Here is a 20,855-nt window from a genome sequence, read left to right on the forward strand (position 1 = left end):
AGGGGTTCGACCTCATGCATGAGGGCAAGTCGATCAGGAGTGTCGTGGTTTATTGAGGGCGGCCACACGCCGCGGGCACGGGCCCGCGACCTCTGTGGTCAAAAATGGGAGGAGAAAGGCATGGCGGAAAAACTGCATCCGAAAATCGACAATGGTCTGCCCAGGGAGAGTGCGAGCTTTATCGGCGGCACGCTGGTCTGCGCCTGTACCAGCAATCCGGTCAAGGTGAAGGTCAAGGGCCAGATCGCCCACAACCACGCCTGCGGCTGCACCAAATGCTGGAAGCCCGAAGGGGCGGTGTTCTCGGTGGTGGCCGTAGCCGGCACCGGCGACGTCACCGTCACCGAGAACGGCGACAAGCTGAAGGTGGTGGACCCGAGCGCGTTGATCCAGCGCCATGCCTGCACCGGCTGCGGCGTCCACATGCATGGACCCGTCGAGCGCGACCATCCGTTCAAGGGCTTGTCCTTCATCCATCCCGAGCGCTTCGAGGAGGATGGCTGGTCGCCGCCGGGCTTTACCGCCTTTGTTTCTTCGATCATCGAATCCGGTGTCGACCCGAGCCGCATGGACAGCATTCGCGGCCAACTGAAATCGATCGGCCTCGAACCTTATGACTGCCTCAACCCCGGCCTGATGGACTATATCGCCACCTGGACCGCCAAGAGGTCGGGAGCGCTTCCGGCCTGACGACCATGAGATTTGAGGCATGGGGCCGGACGGGTTGCCGGCCCCATGCTCATTTGGAGAGACAATGCCCGCACCCGCCATCCTCGTCGACGCAGACGCTTGCCCGGTCAAAGCCGAAGTCGAAAAAGTTGCCGAGCGCCACGGCGTCGTCGTCACCTATGTTTCCAATGGCGGCCTGCGCCCCTCCCGCGACCCCATGATCCGCAATGTCGTCGTGTCCAAGGGTGCCGACGCCGCCGACGACTGGATCGTGGAAAACGCAAAACCCAACGACATCGTGGTGACCGCGGACATTCCACTGGCCGCACGCACGGTGGCGCTCGGGGCCCATGTATTGGGGCCGACCGGACGTCCATTCACGCCGGAAACGATCGGCATGGCGGTGGCAATGCGCGACTTGAAGCAGCATCTGCGCGAGACCGGCGAAAGCAAGGGCTACAATGCGAGCTTCGCACCGCAAGACCGCTCACGGTTTCTCGGCGAACTCGACCGCATCTTGCGGCGCGCTCTAAAATCCGCCACACCGCAGTAGAAGCCCAGCGCCATTCGGAACCATCATGGCCGCCGAAATCCCGTCCAGGACGCCCATGCACCGGCACATGCTGTTCGCGGTGTCGGCTTGTGTCGGCGTCTTTGCGCTTCTGCTGGCGTTGCTGCTTCACGCGCCGCTCGCTTATTCGATCGGCGCCAACGCCTTTTTTGCCGCCTATGTCACGCTGGTTGTCGCGCAGATGCCCAAATTCACCGGCATCTATCTCAGCAAGAATGCGCGTGACACCGACCAGCCTGTGCTGGTCATCTTCGCCGTCACGCTGGTCGTCGTCGGCGTTGCCATCACAGCACTGTTCCAGTTGATCAACCAGAAAGGCAGTTCGAACGCGATGGAGCTCGGCTTCGCGCTGCTATCGATTCCCCTCGGCTGGTTCACCATCCACGCCATGGCGGCATTGCACTATGCGCATGTGTACTGGATGGACGGCGACCTGGTCGATGCCGGAACCAAGAAGAAAATCCCGGTCGGCGGCTTGCTGTTCCCCGGCGACAAACGGCCGGAAGGCTGGGATTTTCTGTACTTCTCGACGGTCATCGGCATGACGGCGCAGACCGCCGACACCAACATCTTGACAACCCACATGCGCCGCGTCGTGCTTGTTCATTCGATCCTGTCGTTCTTCTTCAACACGGTCATCGTCGCCGCCGCCGTCAATCTCGCCGTCAGCCTGGGCGGCCCTTGAGCTTCGATCTGATATTTTCGTGATCGATGAAACATCGGCTTGGCTGGCGACGTATCAGGAGGAGAATGATGCAGACAGCGGCCGCGCCGGATGGAACGGCCAGGAAGCGAGACCAGATGGAATCGGTTGCCATGAACCAACCCGCCGCCAGCGCGGACAGTGACGCTACGAAGGCCACGACATTGATCTACCGGCAATCGGCCTGGACGCGGCTGACGCACTGGCTGTGGGCCATCTCGCTGTTCTTCATGCTGCTTTCCGGCCTCCAGATCTTCAACGCCCGTCCGCAGCTCTATCTCGGCAAGCAGTCCGGCTTCGACTACAACAACACCGTCTTCGCTATCGGCGCCGAGAACACGAATGCCGGGCCGCGCGGCTATACCGAAATCCTCGGATACCGCTTCGACACCACCGGCGTGCTCGGCTGGTCTGGGCCGGCAGGACAAGAGACGCCCCGCGCCTTCCCGTCCTGGGCGACGATCCCATCATACTACGACCTCGGCACGGCACGCGTCGTGCATTTCTTCTTCGCCTGGGTGCTGACGACGACGCTGCTTGTGTGGCTGGTCGCCAGCCTGGTCAACGGCCACATCAGACGTGACCTCGCCCCTCGCCTGGACGATCTCAGGCGCCTGCCGCAAGATATCGTCAATCACGCCAGGCTGAAGTTCCACCACACGCGCGAATACAACACGCTGCAGAAAATGGCCTATGGCGGCGTGCTGTTCGTGCTGTTGCCGCTGATGATCCTCACCGGGCTCGCAATGTCGCCAAGCATGAATTCGGTGCTGCCGTTCCTCAACGACCTGCTCGGCGGCCGGCAGACGGCGCGCACCATCCATTTCACCGTCATGGTGCTGCTCGTGGGCTTCTTCATCATCCATATTCTGATGATCGTCGCCGCCGGCCCGATCAACGAACTGCGCTCGATCGTCACCGGATGGTATCGGACCGACCCGCCGGCGCATCATGACGCAAAATCCTCCGAAAGGAGCGCCTGATATGGCAAAATTCGAGATCAACCGCAGGAAATTCCTGACCGCGGCCAGCCTTGGCCTTTCCGGTATCGCGCTTTCAGGCTGCGACGCCTTCGACAGCCAACTCGGCGTGGGCGGCGGGCTGCGCAGCTTCCTCGAAAATGCCAACGATCTCACACACCGCGCGCAACGTCTGCTCGCGGGCCGTGATTCGCTGGCGCCGGAATTTACTGAAGCCGATATCCGTCAGCCGATGCGCCCCAACGGGGTGACGTCACCCGACGACGATACCTACAAGACCCTGCTCGCCAACAACTTCGCCGACTGGCGGCTGGAGGTCTCGGGCCTGGTCGAAAAGCCGCTGTCGCTGACCCGCGAGCAGCTCATGAACATGCCGAGCCGAACGCAGATCACCCGCCATGATTGTGTCGAAGGCTGGAGCTGCATCGCCAAATGGACCGGCACGCCGCTGTCGCTGGTCCTCGACCAGGCGGTGGTCAAACCCGAGGCGCGCTACGTCATGTTCCATTGCCTGGACACGATCGACCGCAGCCTGTCGGGCGACATCAAATATTACGGCAGCATCGACCTCATCGACGCCCGCCACCCGCAGACGATCCTGGCCTACGGCGTCAACGGCAAGCCGCTGCCGGTCGAGAACGGCGCGCCGCTGCGTGTCCGGGTCGAGCGCCAGCTCGGCTACAAGATGCCGAAATATCTCTACAAGATCGAGCTGGTCGACGGCTTCGCCGCCTTAGGAGGCGGACGGGGCGGTTATTGGGAAGACAATGGCTACGACTGGTATGGCGGGATCTGATCGCAATCGGCACGATGCCGCCATTTTATTTTGCACGTCGCATGCAGGTGACAATCCGTCGTTGACGGGCTATGGATGACGAGTCGAGGGCTTTTGCGAGCCCTACCTGTTTGCGGGAGAGAGCAGCGAGAGCTGCCGCCGAAGGGGAAATCGCCCGAAATCTCTCAGGCAAAAGAACCGTAGACGGGAAAGACACTCTGGAAAGTCGGGGCCTGCCCCCGCGCCGAAGGTGTAAGCGCTGCCGACAGAGTTACGGGGCGCGAGTCTCTCAGGCTTCAGACAGAGGGGCACGGACTGGTCGCCATTCGCGACCGATTGCGTGCGACTCTGGAGAACACATGACGGGCGACACCAAACACCTTCCTCTCGAAGACGTCCACGCAGCTGCCGGTGCGCGCTTTGGCGCCTTTGCCGGCTGGTCGATGCCGCTGACCTACCCGGCCGGCGTCATGAAGGAGCATCTTCACACCCGCGAACATGCGGGCCTGTTCGACATCTCCCACATGAAACTGTTCAGGGTCAGCGGGCCGGGCGCGATTCCCCTGCTCAACCGTGCCTGTCCGCTCGATGCGGGCGCGCTCGAAATTTCACAGTCGAAGCTGACGTTTTTCCTGAACGAGGCCGCGGGCATCCTGGACGATCTGATCGTCACCCGGCTGGGCGATACCAACTTCATGGTCGTCGCCAATGCCGGCAACGCGATCGCCGACGAGAAGCATTTGCGCGAGCTTGCGACCGGCTTCGATGTCAAGGTCGAACCGCTCGACCGGGTCTTCCTCGCCATCCAGGGTCCCGAGGCCTGGGCGGCGCTTTCCCGCGCCGGTATCGAGACCGGGTCGCTGCTGTTCATGCATGGCATCGAACCGCGAAAGAACTGGTTCATGAGCCGGTCCGGCTACACCGGCGAGGACGGGTTTGAGATCGGCCTGCCTGAGGCAGACGCGCGCGGTCTCGTGGCGAAGCTGCTCGAAGACGAGCGCGTGCTGTGGATCGGCCTTGCCGCCCGTGACAGCCTGCGGCTGGAAGCCGGCCTGTGCCTACACGGCCAGGACATCACCGCGCAAACCGATCCGGCAAGCGCGGCGCTGATGTGGGCCATCCCGAAGGATATCCGCGCCAACGGCACGTTTATCGGCGCCGACGCGCTGCGCGCCGCCGTCGAGCGCGGCTCCGCTCAGAAGCGCGTCGGCCTGAGGCCGGATGCCCGCCAGCCGGTGCGCGCCGGCGCCACGCTCTTTGACGCCGACGGCAATCCCGCCGGCCACGTAACCTCGGGCGGTTTCGGCCCGTCTGCCGGCCATCCCGTCGCCATGGGTTATGTCCCGACGCCCTTGGCGAAACCCGGAACTCGGGTTTTCGCCGACGTGCGCGGAACGAAGATTCCCGTCGACGTTTCTTCCCTGCCCTTCCTCCCGCATCGCTACCGCAAAGGATAATTTTCAGATGGCAAAGACCTATTTCACCGCCGATCACGAGTGGCTCAGCGTCGAGGGCGGCATCGCCACCGTCGGCATCACCGACTACGCGCAGGAGCAGCTGGGCGACCTCGTCTTCGTCGAACTGCCGGAAACAGGCAAGAAGCTCGCCAAGGGCGACACCGCCGTCGTGGTCGAATCCGTTAAGGCGGCCTCCGACGTCTACGCGCCGGTCGACGGCGAGATCACCGAGGCCAACGCGACGCTGTCGTCCGACCCGTCACTGGTCAATTCGGCGGCGACCGGCGCCGGATGGCTGTGGAAAATGAAGCTTGCCGACGAAAGCCAGCTCGCCAGCCTCATGGATGAGGCCGCCTACAAAGCCCATATCGGCTGAAATCAGGACGCATTGACATGACCGCAGCACCCTACCCCTTCTCGGCCCGCCATATCGGACCCGGCATTGCCGATGTGAGAGCCATGCTGGCCGTCATCGGCGTGCCCTCGGTCGAGACGCTGATCAGCCAGGCTGTGCCGAGATCGATCCGCCTCGACCAGCCGCTGTCCCTGCCCGCGCCGGCCAGCGAAGCCGAAGCGCTGGCCGAATTGTCGGCGACCATGGCCCGGAATACGGTTCTGAAGAGCTTCATCGGCGCCGGATATCACGGCGTGCACGTGCCGCCGGTCATCCAGCGCAACCTGTTCGAGAACCCGGCCTGGTACACGGCCTATACGCCCTACCAGGCGGAGATCAGCCAGGGCCGCCTGGAAATGCTGTTCAATTTCCAGACTTTGGTTGCGGAACTGACCGGCCTGCCTGTGGCATCGGCTTCGTTGCTCGACGAAGCGACAGCGGTCGCCGAAGCGATCGGCATCGCATTGCGCCATCACCGCGACAAGCGCACCAAGGTGGCTCTCGCCGGCACGCCGCACCCGCAGACGCTGGATGTGGCGCGCACCCGCGCCGAGCCGCTCGGCATCGAGATCGACGGCGAGACGATCGACGACAACACAGCCGCCCTGCTCGTCTCCTGGCCGGACACTTTCGGCGTCTATGGTGATCACAAGGCGGCCATCGACAAGGCGCGCGCGGCCGGCGCTCTGGTCGTCTTCATCGCTGACCCGCTCGGCCTGACACTGACCGACACGCCGGCAAGGCTCGGCGCCGACATTGCCGTCGGTCCAATGCAGCGCTTTGGCGTGCCGATGGGCTTTGGAGGCCCGCATGCCGCCTACTGCGCCGTTGCCGACAAATTGACTCGGCTGATGCCCGGCCGCCTGGTCGGCCAGTCGACCGACAGCAAGGGCCGTCCAGGCTACAGGCTTGCCCTACAGACGCGCGAGCAGCACATCCGCCGCGACAAGGCGACGTCCAACATCTGCACCGCGCAGGCGCTGCTTGCCAACATGGCGACAGCCTACGCGATCTGGCACGGCCCCGCCGGCCTTCAGGCAATCGCCGGGCGCATCCACGCGCTGGCCAGCCGCCTGGCAGCCGGGCTCAAGGCGGCAGGCTTGCCGGTGATCGGCACGAGCCGCTTCGACACGGTGACGGTGGAGACGAAGGGGAAGACCGCGCAGATCGCCGCCGCCGCCGAAAAGGGCGGCCGGCTTCTGCGCGTCATCGACGCCGACCGTGTCGGCATCGCCTTCGACGAGACCTCTGACGAAGCCGACCTGGAAGCCATTGCCGCCTTGTTTGGGGCCAAGCCGAGCGCGGAGGCCGCCGCCGCCATGCCCGGCAAGCCACGCGGCAAGGAGTTTCTCACCCAACCCGTCTTCCACGAGAACAAGTCGGAAACCGAGATGATGCGCTTCCTGCGCCGGCTGGCCGACAAGGACCTGGCCCTCGACCGCGCGATGATCCCGCTGGGGTCCTGCACCATGAAGCTCAATGCCGCGGCCGAGATGATGCCTGTGAGTTGGCCTGAAATCGCCAACATGCATCCCTTCGCGCCGGCCGCGCACTCGGCAGGCTACCGCGCCATGATCGACGATCTGGAAGGCTGGCTTTCGGAGATTACCGGATTCGATGCGGTAAGCCTCCAGCCCAACGCCGGCAGCCAGGGCGAATATGCCGGATTGCTGGCCATCCGCGCCTATCACCGCTCGCGCGGCGAGGGCCATCGCACGGTCTGCCTGATCCCGTCCTCCGCGCACGGCACCAATCCGGCGAGCGCGGCGATGGCCGGCATGAGCGTGGTCGTCGTCCGCTGCCTGGAGGACGGCAATATCGACATGGACGACATGAGGGCCAAGGCCAACGAGCATTCCAGGAATCTCGCGGCGCTGATGTTCACCTATCCCTCGACGCATGGCGTCTATGAAGAGGGCGCGCGACATCTCTGCGCCCTCATCCATGAGCATGGCGGCCAGGTCTATTTCGACGGCGCCAACCTCAACGCCCTGGTCGGCCTCGCCCGCCCGGGCGACATCGGCGCCGACGTCTGCCACATGAACCTGCACAAGACCTTCTGCATCCCCCATGGCGGCGGCGGCCCGGGTGTCGGCCCGATCGGCGTCAGGGCGCATCTGAAGCCCTATCTGCCGGGCCATGTCACCGAAGGCTCCGCGCATGCCGTGGCCGCCGCCCCTTTCGGGAGTGCCTCCATCCTGCCCATCACCTGGATGTACATCCGCATGATGGGCGCTTCCGGCCTGAAGCAGGCGACCGAGACGGCGATCGTTTCGGCCAACTACGTCGCGACGCGGCTCGCCCCACACTTCCCGCTCCTTTACAAGGGCAGGAGCGACCGCGTTGCCCATGAGTGCATCCTCGACACCCGCGTGCTCAAGGAGAGCGCCGGCATCAGTGTCGAGGACATCGCCAAACGCCTGATCGACTACGGTTTCCATGCGCCGACCATGTCGTTCCCGGTCGCCGGCACGCTGATGGTGGAGCCGACCGAATCCGAGCCCAAGCGCGAGCTCGACCGCTTCTGCGAGGCGATGATCGCCATCGCGGGTGAAGCGGCCAAGGTTGCGAGGGGCGAGTGGCCCCTGGCTGACAATCCGCTGGTCAATGCGCCGCACACCGCCGCGGAGGCGTTGGCCGGCCAGTGGAGCCATCCCTATTCGCGCCTGGAAGCGGCCTACCCCGCCGGAGACGCCGACATGGCGGCGAAATACTGGCCGCCGGTATCGCGCATCGACAATGTCGCCGGCGACCGCAACCTGGTCTGTTCATGCCCGCCGCTGTCGGACTATTTGGGCGCGGCCGAATAGTCTCGCAAACTATGCTGAGCGCAAGGCCGGCTTGATCGGCTCGGCCTTGCCCATCCTTTTGTGGCTGACGACGCAATTGCGGCCCGCGCGCTTGGCGGCATAGAGCGCTGCGTCCGCCTCGGCCAGCACCTCGCCGAGGCTGTTGCCGTTGGCGCCGCCAAAGCCGATGCCTCCGCTGACAGTGCTGCGCAAGGGACCGTGGGAGGTCGCAACGATCTCGGTGCCGAAGGCGACGCCGATCTTGCTTGCGAGCTCGTAAGCCCTCTCTTCGGTCACCCGGGACATGACGATCGCGAATTCCTCGCCGCCGAGACGAAAGGCGTCGACGCCCGTTCTGGCATATTTTCTGATGACTGCGGCGAAGCGGCACAGAACCTGATCCCCCACCGGGTGACCATAGATGTCGTTCGTCTTCTTGAAATGATCGAGGTCGAACATGACGACCGCCATGAACGGACCGAAGGCCCGTTCGCCATGGAGCGACATCAATCCCCGGCGGTTCATCAGCCCGGTCAACGGATCGGTCATCGTCTCGGCCTTCAGCTCGATCTGCGCCTGCAGGTGATGCAGGGAAAGCGTCAATGCGCCGAGACCGGTCATGCAGGCCACGGCCACGACCGAATTCAGGCGTTCGGTCCAGTTATCGGGGGCTGCCCCGAGCGTCCATTGCCCCTTGGCCACCAGGACGACCGCGCAAAGTGCAAACGACACCGCACAGGTGCCGCCTAGGAACGAAACCACCAGCAGGATTTTGCGATCATGACTGCCGTTGAGCCAGAACATGGTTCCGATCGCCGAGAGCAGCACAGTCACCGTTACATAGGTAACGATGAAGCCTACCCCGTCGAGACCGAGGGAAGTCACCGCCGCGCAGATCGTCATGGCGGCCAATGTCGGCAAAATGGCACGCCGGTAATCCGGCACGCCGAGATACTGCATGGCCGAGAGGCAGATGACCAGGAAACCGAGGCTGAGCAATGCAAGCGCGACCTGGCAAAGCAGCGGATCAGGCTCCTTCGTGTATCGCCAGAACAGGATGACATGCACAACGAGCACGAGAATGCCGCACCCCACCGTCAGCACGAAGCTGGCCCGGGGCGCGGCGAACCAGATCGCGAACATGGTGATGCTGAGGCAGATGCCCGACAGCGCGGCTGCGAGCAGGAGCGAACTGAAATCCAGCATATTGGGCGGGGGTTCCCTGAGCGTCGGCCTTACCGCTGCATTCTAGGTCAGCGACAGCCATCAGACATGATTTTCAACTGATCTTTCGGCTGAGACCTTCGGATAGGGTTTACAAAGCGTCGACGCCGAGTGTCCCAAAATCGGCCTCGCGACATCATGGCCACCAGACAGCCGTCAGCCCTTGTTCAGGAGGGCAAGATTGGCATCGACGACCGTGGGGTCGGCCATGCCGGCCTTGGCTTCGAGCAGCAGCGCCCTTGCCTTTTTCCTGTTGCCGCGCAGCAATTGCGAATAGCCCATATTGTTGACGATCTGCGGCTTGCGCCCGGCGATCTTGAGCAACTGGTCGTAGGCACGATCGGCGAAGTCGAAACGGCCGAGTTCGTCATAGGAAGCGGCGAGCCCCATCCAGGCTTCCGCATTGTCGGCCTTCAACTCGACGGCCTTGCGGAAACGCTGTTCGGCAAGGCCGTAATTCGCGTCGCGAAACTGCGCCTTGCCTTCCGCCAGATCGGATGTGCCGACGTCCTTCGCGGCCGGTTGAATGGCGGTGGTTTTGGTGGTGTCGACGCCACTCGTCGTACAACCAGACATCATCAAGACGGCCGCCATCGCGGCCATTGCCGTTAAATTGCTGTGACGCATGCCCCTGCCCCATCGCCCGGTTTTTTGCCGGGTCGTTCTTCAGGAAACACACTATTCCAGAGCAATTAAACTTAGGTGCCGAAACGCCGCCAAAATTAGGCCCTGGGTACACCAGCTATTAACCACCAGGCCGCAACGCCTCGATCACGGCCAGCGGCGTTCTCACGGTTCCAGGGCCTTGAGTCCCGCCGGAACCGTATACCGGCTGCCGTCATAGCGCAGCCGGTAGGTTTGGCTCACGGACTTGCCGGGGTGGGACTGGCACTCGCCATTGCTGTCGGGCAACGGATTGTCGGTATCCATCCGTTCGACCACCGCGATGTCGTGGTAGCCATGATGTTTGGCCGGGCTCATCGCCAGGCTCACCTGACTGATATGGAAGGATCCGGCGCAATTGGTATCGCCCTCGCCGCCATTGCCGGCCACGACCAGGCCATCGAGCACCATCCGCAGGGCATCGCCGTCCTCGGCATAGAGCCGCAGGTCGGTTTCACTGAAAGGGTTAGGCAGCGAATTGTTCGCCATTTCGATGCGCAGGCCGAAGGCGGAGACATCGGGCGCCAGCGCATACCGGCCGGTATCAAGTTCGAACTTGCGGATGGCGATGGCATCATCATTCATCAGCCCGGGCTGCAGCAGACGCTGGCGCACCTGCCGGCTTTTCCTGTCGATGACCAGAAGCTCGATATCGCCGGCATGCGCGTAGTCGCTGGGTTGCGAACTGTCCATCAGCGGCACCGCGACCAACAGCAGGGCCTCATGGGCGGGCCAGATCTTGCAGACCAGCCCCGGCGGGTCGCCAAATGCGGACGTCAGGGCGATGCTGGTGTGGGGTTCGAGCGTGAACGAGGCACCGTCAGCGCTCTTGCGGGCCTTGGGATAAGCCTGCTGCACCAGGGCAGCGGCATCGCCGCAATCGGCTGCAGCCCAGACGGGCGACAGACTGGCCGCGGCAAGGCCGAGGACAAAAGCGCGCAACAGCATTCGCATGGACTTCTCATTCATTTGCGGACTTTGCAGATCGCCGGCTTCACTGAATATCAGCAAATCCTAGTGGCCGGTCATTTTGACGATGATCGGAATGACCGCGATCATCAGCACCACCGGCAGGATGCAAACCACGACCGGCACCGACATCTTGGCCGGCAAGGCATGCGCCTTTTCCTCGGCCAGCGACATGCGCTTGTGGCGCATCTCGTCGGAAAAGACGCGCAGCGCCCCCGACAGGCTGGTGCCAAGCTCCTTGGACTGTTGCAGCAGCGTGGCGAAGGAGCGCACCTCGTCCAGGCTCAGGCGATCGGCGAGCGCCTTCAGTGCATCGTCGAGGCTGCGCCCGGCCCGCAGCTCCAGCGACACGAGCTGCAGGTTCTGGCTGAGCGACGGGTAGGTCTTTGCGAGTTCCTTCGAGACGCGCTCGACGCCCGCTTCCATGCTCATGCCGGCATCCGAACAGACGATCATCAGGTCCATGAAATCGGGGAAGCCGTTGCGGTATTCGCGCATCTTTTCCCGTATCTTCTGGGTCAGCACCAGCCCTGGCAGGAAATAGCCGGCCACGCCCGACAACACGACGAAGGCCCAGCGGCTGGTCACCGTGGCGTCGGGACTGGCCATCCAGCGGTTGAGCACGAAGACGGCGAGCGCGATGCCCACCATCGCCGTGAAACGGATGAGGAAGAACATGCCGACGGCGCGCGGCTCCATGTAGCCCGCCTGGATGAGTTTCAAACGCAGGCGGGCGACGTTTTCGGGATCGCTCTTGGCGTAGAATTCCTGCGCCTTCTTCACCGCCTTCTCGCGAACGACGCCGGTATTCTTCTTCTGGACCGGTTCCGGCCTGGCGGCCACCGGACCGTCGTCGACCTTGAGCCTCCGCCTGACTTCGTTGCGATCGCCCTTTGCCACCACCATCGGCCAGGCAAAAGCGGCAGCGCCCACGGCCAGCAGCAGGACAGCCACCGGCATCAGCGAGGTCGGCGCGAGCGAGGCGAGGAATTCAACGACCGTCTGCATGTCAGAATTTGAAGTTCGACATTTTGAACATGATCAGATTGCCCAGCATCAGCCAGGTGACCGAGCCACCAACCATGTACCACGTCTTCGGCACGCCCCAGACGTCGCTGTAATATCCAGGCATGAATGCCATGATGGTCGTGAACAGCAGCGCCGGCACGGCCGTCAGGATATAGGCCGACAGACGGCCTTCGGTTGAAATGGCGCGCACCTTGCGGCGCAGCTTGCCGCGTTCGCGGATCGTCGTCGACAGTCCGTCGAGGATTTCGCGCAGATTGCCGCCAGAACTCGTCTGGATCGACACGGCGGTGACGAACAGCGGCAGATCCTCATGGCCGACCCTGTCGAACAGCGAATTCAGCGCCGAAACCAGATCCGAACCGAAGGTCACCTCATCGGCAATCACGCCGAACTCGGTGCCGATCGGGTCGGGCATTTCGCGCGACACCATGGCGATGGCCACCGGTACCGGATGGCCGGCCTTGAGGCCGCGCGTAATCAGTTCCAGCGCTTCCGGCAACTGCATGCCGAACCGCTTCAGCCTGCGCTTGCGCATGGAGCGCATCGCCATCACCGGCAGCACCGGCAACACGACGACAAACAGAATGGCGCCCATCAGCAGCGGCAAGCCATACCAGATGGCGGCAAGGGCCGCAGCCAGCGCCATCCCCGAAGTGATTATCAGGAACTTCGACAGCGGCATGATCATGCCCGACTGGGCGCGCAGGGCGCGAAAACGGTCAGGCGAGAACAGCGACGTGCCCGCATCGAGACCACGCTCCTTACGCAATTGGATCAGCACCTGTTCCTGACTGATCCTGTTTTCCTGCAGCTTCATGCGCCGGTTGATGGCGGTGCGCCTGTCGCTGCGGCCGGCATAGAGCAGGTAAACGGCCTCGGCGATCATGATGCCGGTCAATGCAGCCCCGGCATAGACGACATAGATCGCGCTGAATCCGTCCAACACCTGGTTACTCCTGCGGCCGGCCGGGTTCGAAATAGCGCCCGGGAAACTCGATGCCCATGGCGCGCAGGTCCTCCAGGAAGCGCGGCCGGATCCCGGTCGCTTCGAAATGGCCGAGGATCGTGCCATCGGCGTCCATGCCGGTGCGCACGAAGCGGAAGATCTCCTGCATCTGGATGACGTCGCCTTCCATGCCCGTCACCTCGGCGACGCTCGTCACCTTGCGCTTGCCGTCGGAGAGCCGGGTCAACTGGACGATGATGTCGATGGCGCTGGCGATCTGGCTGCGGATCGACTGCACCGTCATCGGCATGCCGGTCATGCCCAACATCTGCTCGAGCCGCGAAATGGCATCGCGCGGCGTATTGGCGTGAATGGTGGCCATCGACCCTTCATGGCCGGTGTTCATGGCCTGCAGCATGTCGAAGGCCTCCTCGCCGCGGCACTCGCCGAGGATGACGCGATCAGGCCGCATGCGCAGCGCGTTCTTGACGAGGTCGCGCTGCTTGAGCTCGCCATGGCCTTCGATGTTGGCCGGCCGGGTTTCCATGCGCGCGACATGCGGCTGCTGCAACTGAAGCTCCGCCGCGTCCTCGATGGTGATCAGCCGCTCGTCCTCGGGAATGAAGGCCGACAGCGCGTTGAGCATGGTCGTCTTGCCGGTGCCGGTGCCGCCCGAAATGATCGTCGTCTTGCGGGCATGTACTGCCGCAGCAAGCACTTCGGCCATGTTCTGGGTGATGGCGCCGAATTCGACCAGCCGGTGCAGGCCGAGCTTGTTCTTGGAAAATTTGCGGATCGACACCAGCGGCCCGTCGACCGCGACCGGGCGGATGGCGGCGTTGAAACGCGAGCCGTCCAGCATGCGGGCGTCGACCATCGGCTGCGATTCATCGACGCGGCGGCCGACCGCGGCAACGATTTTGTTTATGATTCTAAGCAGATGCGCCTCATCCTTGAACGGGATGTGGACCTGCTGCAGCTTGCCCTTCTTTTCGACGAAGCAGTTCTGATGGCCGTTGATCAGGATATCGTTGATATCGGGGTCCTTGAGCAGCGGCTCGAGCGGGCCGAGCCCGACCATCTCGTCGACGATGTCGTCGACCAGGGCATCGAGTTCGACGGTGTTGATCGCCATCCGCTCTTCGCGCGTCTTTTCCGACACGAAATCATGCACCTGCCGGCGCATCTCGTCCCTGGGCAGCCGCTCCAGCGCGACAAGATTGATCTCCTCGAGCAGCAACCGGTGGATACGCACGCGCGCATCGAGCACCTTGTTGGCGCTCTTGCCCGGCACGGCTTCGACTTTCGCCGGCAAGACCTTCCGGCTCGTCGGGATGACGACCGCGCGGTGCGCAACCGCCGTCGGCTCGGCGGAGCGCTGCGGACGCGCATCGCGGTTCTGCAAGGTGGAAAAGCGGCTGCTCATCCGGCCTTCCTCTTCAAAAGGCTCTTGCCGAAGCCGAACAGCGATTTCGATTTGCCCGGCGCCGCCGCCACTTCCTCCGGAAGGATGATCCTCTTCAGGTCGTTGACGACGTTGGCATTGGCATCGATCTCGTGCAGCGGCACGCCGCGATCGACGGCCTCGCGCACCAGCCGGTAATTGTTGGCGATGCCGCCTACGAAATGCTCGCCGAGGATTTCCTGGACGTCCGCCTGCTTGATGCCGCTGTCAAACATCTTCTGCTCGAAACGGTTGACGATGACGTTCGGCTTCACTTCCTTGCCGGCGGTCTCGTAGACCGCCTGGATCAGGCGTTGCGTGTGGCGCAGGCACGGTACCGTCATTTCGGCGACGATGTAGAGCTTGTTGGAGCCGAGCAGCACCGTCTCCGTCCACGGAAACCAGGTGCGCGGCATGTCGATGACGACATTGTCGAAATAGGCCGAGACGAGGTCCAGCATCCGCACCACGACATCGGTCTTGAACGAGCGCATCTCCGCCGGCTGCGTCGGTGCGGCCAGAACACAAAGCCCGCTGGCATGCTTGGACAGCATCACGTCGAGCAATTGCCTGTCGAGACGCTCCGGCTGGTTCTCGATTTCGGTGATGTCGAAACGCGGCTCCAGGTCGAGATATTCGGCGCAGGCGCCCTGCTGGAAATTGAGGTCCACCACGCAGGTCGAGGCGCCGCGCGTCACTGAATGATGCAGCTGGAACGCGGTCTGCAAAGCCAGCGTCGTGGTGCCAACGCCGCCAGCCGCGGGCATGAAGGTGTAGATCTGCGACTCGGTGTTTTCCTCGCGCCCCGGCCCTTGCAGCGCACGCACCACCGAACGTACGAGATCGGCCGTGGTGATCGGCTTGACCAGGAAATCCGCGACCTTGAGCTGCACGAGGATGCGCGCGGCGGCGGCGTTGAATTCCTGGGTGACGACCACGACCGGCGCCTTGCCTTCCAGCCGACGCATGACGCGTTGCAGCGCATCGATCTCCTCAAGCTTCGCTGCGTCCATATCGACGATGATCGCGCCGAGATCGGCCTCCTGGACCTCGCCGCGAAGTTCGGTGATGTTCTTTTCCACCGTCGAGAGCTGGATGATCTCCGAGGCGGCAAACGCCGTCCGGGTGTCCTGCGCGAAGGTTCTGTCCGTCGATATGAGCAGGATTTTCCTGGTCTTGATGCGGTTTGCCATTACTTGTCAGCCTATGATCTCGGATCAATTGTCGGCGCTGGCTTGCGATGCCTTGGCGCTGGCCGCCTGCTCGGCGGTGGCGGGTTCCGTGCTGCCGCGCTGGGCAGGCACGAGAAGCCTGGTGTTCTGGACGCCGTATTTCCAGGGATCAACCATCTGCATGACGGTGTTGGCGGCCTGGGCATCCCCGGCGCCGCTCGTCACGCCTTCGCTGCGCACATAGTCGTCACTCGTGCAGCCGGCGGTGAAGCCGGCAAGCAGCAAGGCGACGCTCGAGCTCAAGACCAGACGCATGGCTTCAGTCCTTCGGCAGGTCGAGGAAATGCCCGACTTTGGTGGCGGGCGCGGCACGCGCGGCGCTGCCGTCAGCCAGCGCCAGCGCGCGATTGGTATCCGACGCCCTCACCTCCTCGGTGTTGTTGAGAAAATAGTCGACATTGCTGGCAGGCTGCGTGCCATCGGTCGGCTCGGCCATTTTCTTCGATGGATCCACCGGCTTGACCAGGTAAGGCGTGACGATGATCACCAGGTCCGTCTCGCGCCGCTGGTAGGATTTCGACGAGAACAGGGCCCCGAGCACAGGCATCTTGCCGAGGCCCGGTATGCGCGAGGTGGTGATGTCGTTCTGCGACTGCAGCAGCCCCGCGATCATGAAGCTCTGGCCGTTCTTCAGGTCGACCGACGTCCTGGCGCGGCGCACGATGAAGCCGGGCACCGAGATGCTGCCGATATTGTAGGAAGCCGACGCGTCGATCGAGGAGACTTCCGGCGCGATGTCGAGGCTGACCAGCCCGTCCTTCAGAACGGTGGGCGTAAAATCCAGGCTGACGCCGTACTTCTTGTAGCTGACGGAAATCTTGCCGTTGTCTTCGGAAACCGGGATCGGAAACTCGCCGCCGGCCAGGAAGCTCGCCGTCTCGCCGGACCGGGCGATCAGGTTCGGCTCGGCCAGCCGACGAGCCAGGCCGCGCTCTTCCAGTGTCTTGATGGCGATGTCGATGGAAACGCCGTTCGACAGCAGCTTGCCGATGATCTCGCCGGTCCCCGCCGGCTCAATGGTGCCGGGAGCAATCGTAACGTCGCGTCCGCCCATGCCATAAGCGAAATTGGCGCTGTATTTGGCGCCGAGATCCTGTCCGGCCTGACGGTTGATCTCGACGAAGCGGACATTGAGCTGGACCTGCTGCGAGGACGAGATGTTGACCGAATTGATCACCTCCTCATTGCCGGAGAAGCGGGTGGCGATCTTGTTGGCCTTTTCGGCGGCGACCGCGTCATCCGCCTCGCCCGACAGCACGACACGGCCATTGGCGGAGCCGACCTTGATCTTGGCGTCGGGCACGCTGGCGCGGATCGTGTCGGCCAACTGGTCGGTATCGAGCGTCACTTCGATGTCTACGGTGCCGACGAGCTGCTTGTTCTCGTCGAACAGGGCAATGCCGGTGGTGCCGAGATTATTGCCCAGCACATAGAAGGATTTGTCGGTCAGCGGGTTGACGTTGGCGATCTCCGGATCGCCGATGACGATCTGGTAGAAGGCCGCGCTCGTCATGATCGTCTTTGGCTTGCCCTTGGCGACCTTGATCGAGGCGTTCTTGGTCGCCGAGACATAGACGATGTCGTTGTCCGCCCTGGCCGGGCCGGCGAAGATGCCGGCCGCCGCCATCGTCACCGCCATCGCCATCGCCTGCGCGACGTGCAACCGGCCTGTCATTCGATATTGAAGTTGCCTGAACATTGTTCCCGTCCCGTCCGGTCCCCACCGGTCTGCTCTGGTTCCACTCAGGAACCTGATATTCCTATTTCTGGTCCCGCGCAGGAACCTGATATTCCTCGGCCGTCGTTCCACGCGTCACGATGACCGTCTTGAATTTCGGCTTCTCAGGCTCCTTTGCCATGGCGTCGAACAGCGAGCCGGCCGCGGCCTGCGCCTTGCCCGCCACCGATCCGCCAAAGGAGGAGATGGTGGTGACACCGTCCTTGCCGTCGCCGCCCTCGCTGGCGGAGCGAAGCGACAGCGACAGCGTGCCGACAGTGCGGGCCAGCGCCACTTTCTGCGCGCCTTCGGTGGTCACCTCGATGGTTATGGAATTGGCCACCTGCGGGGTTGTTTGGCGCTCGTCGGCGCCCTGCCCGACGCTCAGCACCTTCGCGTCGGCAACGACGATCTCGGAGGTGATGGTCGAGCCGGCGGCGCCTTGCGCATTCTTGGCCACTTCCTGGATTTCACCGGCATCGCGCGTCAGCACGACATCCACCCGGTCGCCCGGCGTGACGAAGCCGCCGACGCCCGCGATCTCGTCGGTGCGGATGGTGACGGCCCGCATGCCGGGCGTCAGCATGTTGGAGAGCGTGGCGCGGCCATTCGGGCCGGATAGCTTGGTAAGCAGCACCGGTTCATTGACCTCGATCGGCGACAGCACCACGCGGCTGCCGTCCCCAAGCAGTCCATCGATGGTGGCGAAGGCGCCCTGCGGCAGCGAATCCTGCGGCCAGGGGATTTCGTTGAGTTTCGTGCGGTCGAGATCCATGCCGTACCGCAACGGTGCATTCGCCACCACGATTGTCTTGAATTCAACCCTGGGTGCGGCCGGAGCGGTGATCGACGCGGTTTTCTCCTCGGCGTCGGCCCTGGCCTGGCGCTTGACCCAGAAATCGGCGGCAAAGATCGAAATCGCGCCGAAAACGGCGGCGATGCCGATCATCGTTATGGCCTTGCCCCTCACGCCCAAACCCCTGATGCCCGTAGTTTCTTGTTATGTTGGCTCACGCTAGGCGGCATTGTTAAAGAATCAGGAATCTTCTCGCTGGCTATCCGCCCGATTTCCGCCGGCTTGGTTATCGAATGGTTTTAGGATAAGAGGGGGTTAATCCCCGAACGTAACAGGAACCTCCGTCGCTTGGCGCTGAAAAGCGTGGCAGTATCGGCGGGTGATTCGCAGCTTGGGCTCTATGGCAGGCATGGACGACAACAACGATCTTTTCGGCAATCTGGAGAAGCAGCCGCAACCGGTTCGCACACCGGCGCGTCCGGCCGATCCGCTGGTGCAGGCGGCAGCCAAGCGTCCGGCGGCCGCGTCTCGTGACGGCTCAGAGGGCTACAGCGCCGCCGATATCGAGGTACTCGAAGGCCTGGAGCCGGTGCGGCGCCGTCCGGGCATGTATATTGGCGGCACCGACGACAAGGCCATGCACCATCTGTTCGCCGAGGTTATCGACAACTCGATGGACGAGGCGGTTGCCGGCCATGCCACATTCATCGATGTCGAGCTTTCGGCTGACGGCTTTCTCACCGTCACCGACAATGGCCGCGGCATTCCCGTCGATCCGCATCCGAAGTTCAAGAAGCCGGCGCTCGAAGTGATCATGACGACACTGCATTCGGGCGGCAAGTTCGATAGCAAGGTCTATGAAACCTCGGGCGGCCTGCACGGCGTCGGCGTCTCCGTGGTCAACGCACTGTCGGATCATCTCGAAGTCGAAGTCGCGCGCGGACGGCAACTTTACCGGCAGCGCTTCTCGCGCGGCATCCCGGTCAGCGGCCTCGAGCACCTTGGCGAAGTTCACAACCGGCGCGGCACCAGGACCCGCTTCCATCCCGACGAGCAGATTTTCGGCAAGGGTGCCGCGTTCGAGCCAGCGCGGCTCTACCGCATGACACGCTCGAAGGCCTATCTGTTCGGCGGCGTCGAAATCCGATGGACCTGCGATCCTTCGCTGATCAAGGAAAAGGACACCACTCCGGCCAAGGCCGAATTCCATTTTCCCGGCGGCCTCAAGGACTATCTGAAAGCGTCGCTCGGCGACGAATTCCAGGTAACGCGCGAAATCTTCGCCGGCAAGAGCGACAGGCAAGGCGGCCATGGCTCGCTGGAATGGGCGGTGACCTGGTTCGGCGGCGACGGCTTCATCAACTCCTACTGCAACACCATCCCGACCGGCGAAGGCGGCACCCACGAGGCCGGCTTCCGCAACGTCTTGACGCGCGGCCTGCGCGCCTATGCCGACCTCGTCGGCAACAAGCGCGCCTCGATCGTCACGTCGGAAGATGTCATGATCTCGGCGGCGGGCATGCTGTCGGTGTTCATCCGCGAGCCTGAGTTCGTCGGCCAGACCAAGGACAGGCTGGCGACGATCGAGGCGATCCGCATCGTCGAGACCGCGATCCGCGACCCGTTCGACCATTGGCTGGCCGACAATCCGCAGGAAGCCTCGAAGCTGCTCGAATGGGTGATCGCACGCGCCGACGAGCGGGTACGACGACGCCAGGAAAAGGAAGTGTCGCGCAAGAGCGCGGTGCGCAAGCTGCGCCTGCCGGGCAAGCTTGCCGACTGCACGCAGAATGCGGCCGCCGGCGCCGAACTCTTCATCGTCGAAGGCGATTCGGCCGGCGGCTCGGCCAAGCAGGCTCGTGACCGCGCCAGCCAGGCGGTGCTGCCGCTGCGCGGCAAGATTCTCAACGTCGCCAGCGCCGGCAACGACAAGCTGGCCGCCAACCAGCAGATTTCCGATCTGATCCAGGCGCTTGGTTGCGGCACGCGGTCGAAATACCGCGACGAGGATCTTCGCTACGACCGCGTCATCATCATGACCGACGCCGACGTCGACGGCGCTCACATCGCCTCGCTGCTGATCACCTTCTTCTACCAGGAGATGCCGAACCTGGTTCGCGGCGGACATCTCTACCTGGCGGTGCCGCCGCTCTATTCGATCCGGCAGGGCGGCAAGGTCGCCTATGCGCGTGACGACGCGCACAAGGACGAATTGCTGCGCACCGAGTTCACCGGGCGCGGCAAGGTCGAGATCGGTCGCTTCAAGGGCCTGGGCGAAATGATGGCCGCGCAGCTCAAGGAGACAACCATGGATCCGAGGAAGCGTACGCTGCTCCGCGTCGATGTGATCGATGCCGAGGCCGCCACCAAGGACGCGGTCGATGCGCTGATGGGCACCAAGCCGGAGGCTCGTTTCCGGTTCATCCAGGAACGCGCCGAATTCGCGGAAACGGAAGTGCTGGATATCTGAGCGCAGGCCGGTCGATCAAGGCTTGCG

General features: G+C 63.4%; 19 protein-coding genes and 1 riboswitch. Of the genes, 9 read left to right on the forward strand and 10 right to left on the reverse strand.

Annotation, left to right across the window (positions count from 1 at the left end; genetic code table 11):
* Window positions 1-120: 120 nt before the first annotated feature.
* The 8 genes from gfa to gcvP all read left to right on the forward strand — a co-directional run bounded on the left by gfa (window position 121) and on the right by gcvP (window position 8,359).
* On the forward strand, window positions 121-690 hold the full coding sequence (gene gfa / locus LB545_RS12010) for an S-(hydroxymethyl)glutathione synthase (RefSeq protein ID WP_140495858.1): 570 nt from the start codon (window positions 121-123) through the stop codon (window positions 688-690).
* A gap of 64 nt (window positions 691-754) precedes the next feature.
* Window positions 755-1,222: a YaiI/YqxD family protein gene (locus LB545_RS12015; RefSeq protein WP_140495857.1), complete on the forward strand. Its 468-nt coding sequence runs from the start codon at window positions 755-757 to the stop codon at window positions 1,220-1,222.
* Window positions 1,223-1,247: 25 nt separating this feature from the next.
* The gene (locus LB545_RS12020) at window positions 1,248-1,925 is read left to right on the forward strand and encodes a DUF1345 domain-containing protein (RefSeq protein ID WP_224705096.1); all 678 of its coding nucleotides are present in this window, start codon (window positions 1,248-1,250) and stop codon (window positions 1,923-1,925) included.
* A 116-nt stretch (window positions 1,926-2,041) separates the two neighbouring features.
* Window positions 2,042-2,926, forward strand: coding sequence for a cytochrome b/b6 domain-containing protein (locus LB545_RS12025; RefSeq protein WP_224705260.1), 885 nt, complete (start codon window positions 2,042-2,044; stop codon window positions 2,924-2,926).
* A gap of 1 nt (window position 2,927) precedes the next feature.
* A complete protein-coding gene (locus LB545_RS12030; protein ID WP_140579705.1) occupies window positions 2,928-3,719 on the forward strand; it encodes a molybdopterin-binding protein in 792 nt (263 codons plus the stop codon).
* A gap of 103 nt (window positions 3,720-3,822) precedes the next feature.
* Window positions 3,823-3,909: riboswitch (glycine riboswitch) on the forward strand.
* Between the two features lie 148 nt (window positions 3,910-4,057).
* The gene (gene gcvT, locus LB545_RS12035; protein WP_224705098.1) at window positions 4,058-5,155 is read left to right on the forward strand and encodes a glycine cleavage system aminomethyltransferase GcvT; all 1,098 of its coding nucleotides are present in this window, start codon (window positions 4,058-4,060) and stop codon (window positions 5,153-5,155) included.
* Window positions 5,156-5,162: 7 nt separating this feature from the next.
* Window positions 5,163-5,531: a glycine cleavage system protein GcvH gene (gene gcvH / locus LB545_RS12040; RefSeq protein WP_140495853.1), complete on the forward strand. Its 369-nt coding sequence runs from the start codon at window positions 5,163-5,165 to the stop codon at window positions 5,529-5,531.
* Between the two features lie 17 nt (window positions 5,532-5,548).
* A complete protein-coding gene (gcvP, locus tag LB545_RS12045; RefSeq protein ID WP_224705100.1) occupies window positions 5,549-8,359 on the forward strand; it encodes an aminomethyl-transferring glycine dehydrogenase in 2,811 nt (936 codons plus the stop codon).
* A gap of 9 nt (window positions 8,360-8,368) precedes the next feature.
* Here gcvP and LB545_RS12050 read toward each other — a convergent pair whose 3' ends face one another.
* From LB545_RS12050 to cpaB, 10 genes are all read right to left on the reverse strand, one after another.
* Window positions 8,369-9,544 carry a GGDEF domain-containing protein gene (locus LB545_RS12050; RefSeq protein ID WP_224705103.1) on the reverse strand — a complete coding sequence of 392 codons (1,176 nt, stop codon included), beginning with the start codon at window positions 9,542-9,544 and terminating at the stop codon, window positions 8,369-8,371.
* 174 nt (window positions 9,545-9,718) lie between these two features.
* Window positions 9,719-10,189, reverse strand: a complete 471-nt coding sequence (locus LB545_RS12055; protein ID WP_140495850.1) for a hypothetical protein — start codon at window positions 10,187-10,189, stop codon at window positions 9,719-9,721.
* Window positions 10,190-10,351: 162 nt separating this feature from the next.
* On the reverse strand, window positions 10,352-11,083 hold the full coding sequence (locus tag LB545_RS12060; protein WP_224705105.1) for a hypothetical protein: 732 nt from the start codon (window positions 11,081-11,083) through the stop codon (window positions 10,352-10,354).
* 156 nt (window positions 11,084-11,239) lie between these two features.
* Entirely contained in the window at window positions 11,240-12,202 is a 963-nt protein-coding gene (locus LB545_RS12065) for a type II secretion system F family protein (protein WP_224705107.1), read from the reverse strand.
* A gap of 1 nt (window position 12,203) precedes the next feature.
* Window positions 12,204-13,169 (reverse strand): type II secretion system F family protein, encoded by a 966-nt coding sequence (locus tag LB545_RS12070; protein ID WP_140517027.1) that lies wholly within the window; start codon window positions 13,167-13,169, stop codon window positions 12,204-12,206.
* A 4-nt stretch (window positions 13,170-13,173) separates the two neighbouring features.
* Window positions 13,174-14,595 (reverse strand): CpaF family protein, encoded by a 1,422-nt coding sequence (locus LB545_RS12075; RefSeq protein ID WP_224705109.1) that lies wholly within the window; start codon window positions 14,593-14,595, stop codon window positions 13,174-13,176.
* Complete coding sequence (locus LB545_RS12080; protein WP_140555359.1) at window positions 14,592-15,806, reverse strand: CpaE family protein; 1,215 nt, start codon at window positions 15,804-15,806, stop codon at window positions 14,592-14,594. Before LB545_RS12080 ends, LB545_RS12075 begins: the two co-directional genes overlap by 4 nt.
* Before the next feature lie 24 nt (window positions 15,807-15,830).
* On the reverse strand, window positions 15,831-16,100 hold the full coding sequence (locus tag LB545_RS12085; protein WP_140555357.1) for a hypothetical protein: 270 nt from the start codon (window positions 16,098-16,100) through the stop codon (window positions 15,831-15,833).
* A 4-nt stretch (window positions 16,101-16,104) separates the two neighbouring features.
* A complete protein-coding gene (locus LB545_RS12090) occupies window positions 16,105-17,520 on the reverse strand; it encodes a type II and III secretion system protein family protein (RefSeq protein WP_411971081.1) in 1,416 nt (471 codons plus the stop codon).
* An 85-nt stretch (window positions 17,521-17,605) separates the two neighbouring features.
* Window positions 17,606-18,532, reverse strand: a complete 927-nt coding sequence (gene cpaB / locus LB545_RS12095; protein WP_246679266.1) for a Flp pilus assembly protein CpaB — start codon at window positions 18,530-18,532, stop codon at window positions 17,606-17,608.
* 235 nt (window positions 18,533-18,767) lie between these two features.
* Between cpaB and parE the strand changes: the two genes are divergently transcribed.
* On the forward strand, window positions 18,768-20,828 hold the full coding sequence (parE, locus tag LB545_RS12100) for a DNA topoisomerase IV subunit B (protein WP_140495843.1): 2,061 nt from the start codon (window positions 18,768-18,770) through the stop codon (window positions 20,826-20,828).
* Window positions 20,829-20,855 lie beyond the last annotated feature (27 nt).

Source organism: Mesorhizobium sp. BR1-1-6 (assembly GCF_020165355.1).
Classification (GTDB): Bacteria; Pseudomonadota; Alphaproteobacteria; order Rhizobiales; family Rhizobiaceae; genus Mesorhizobium.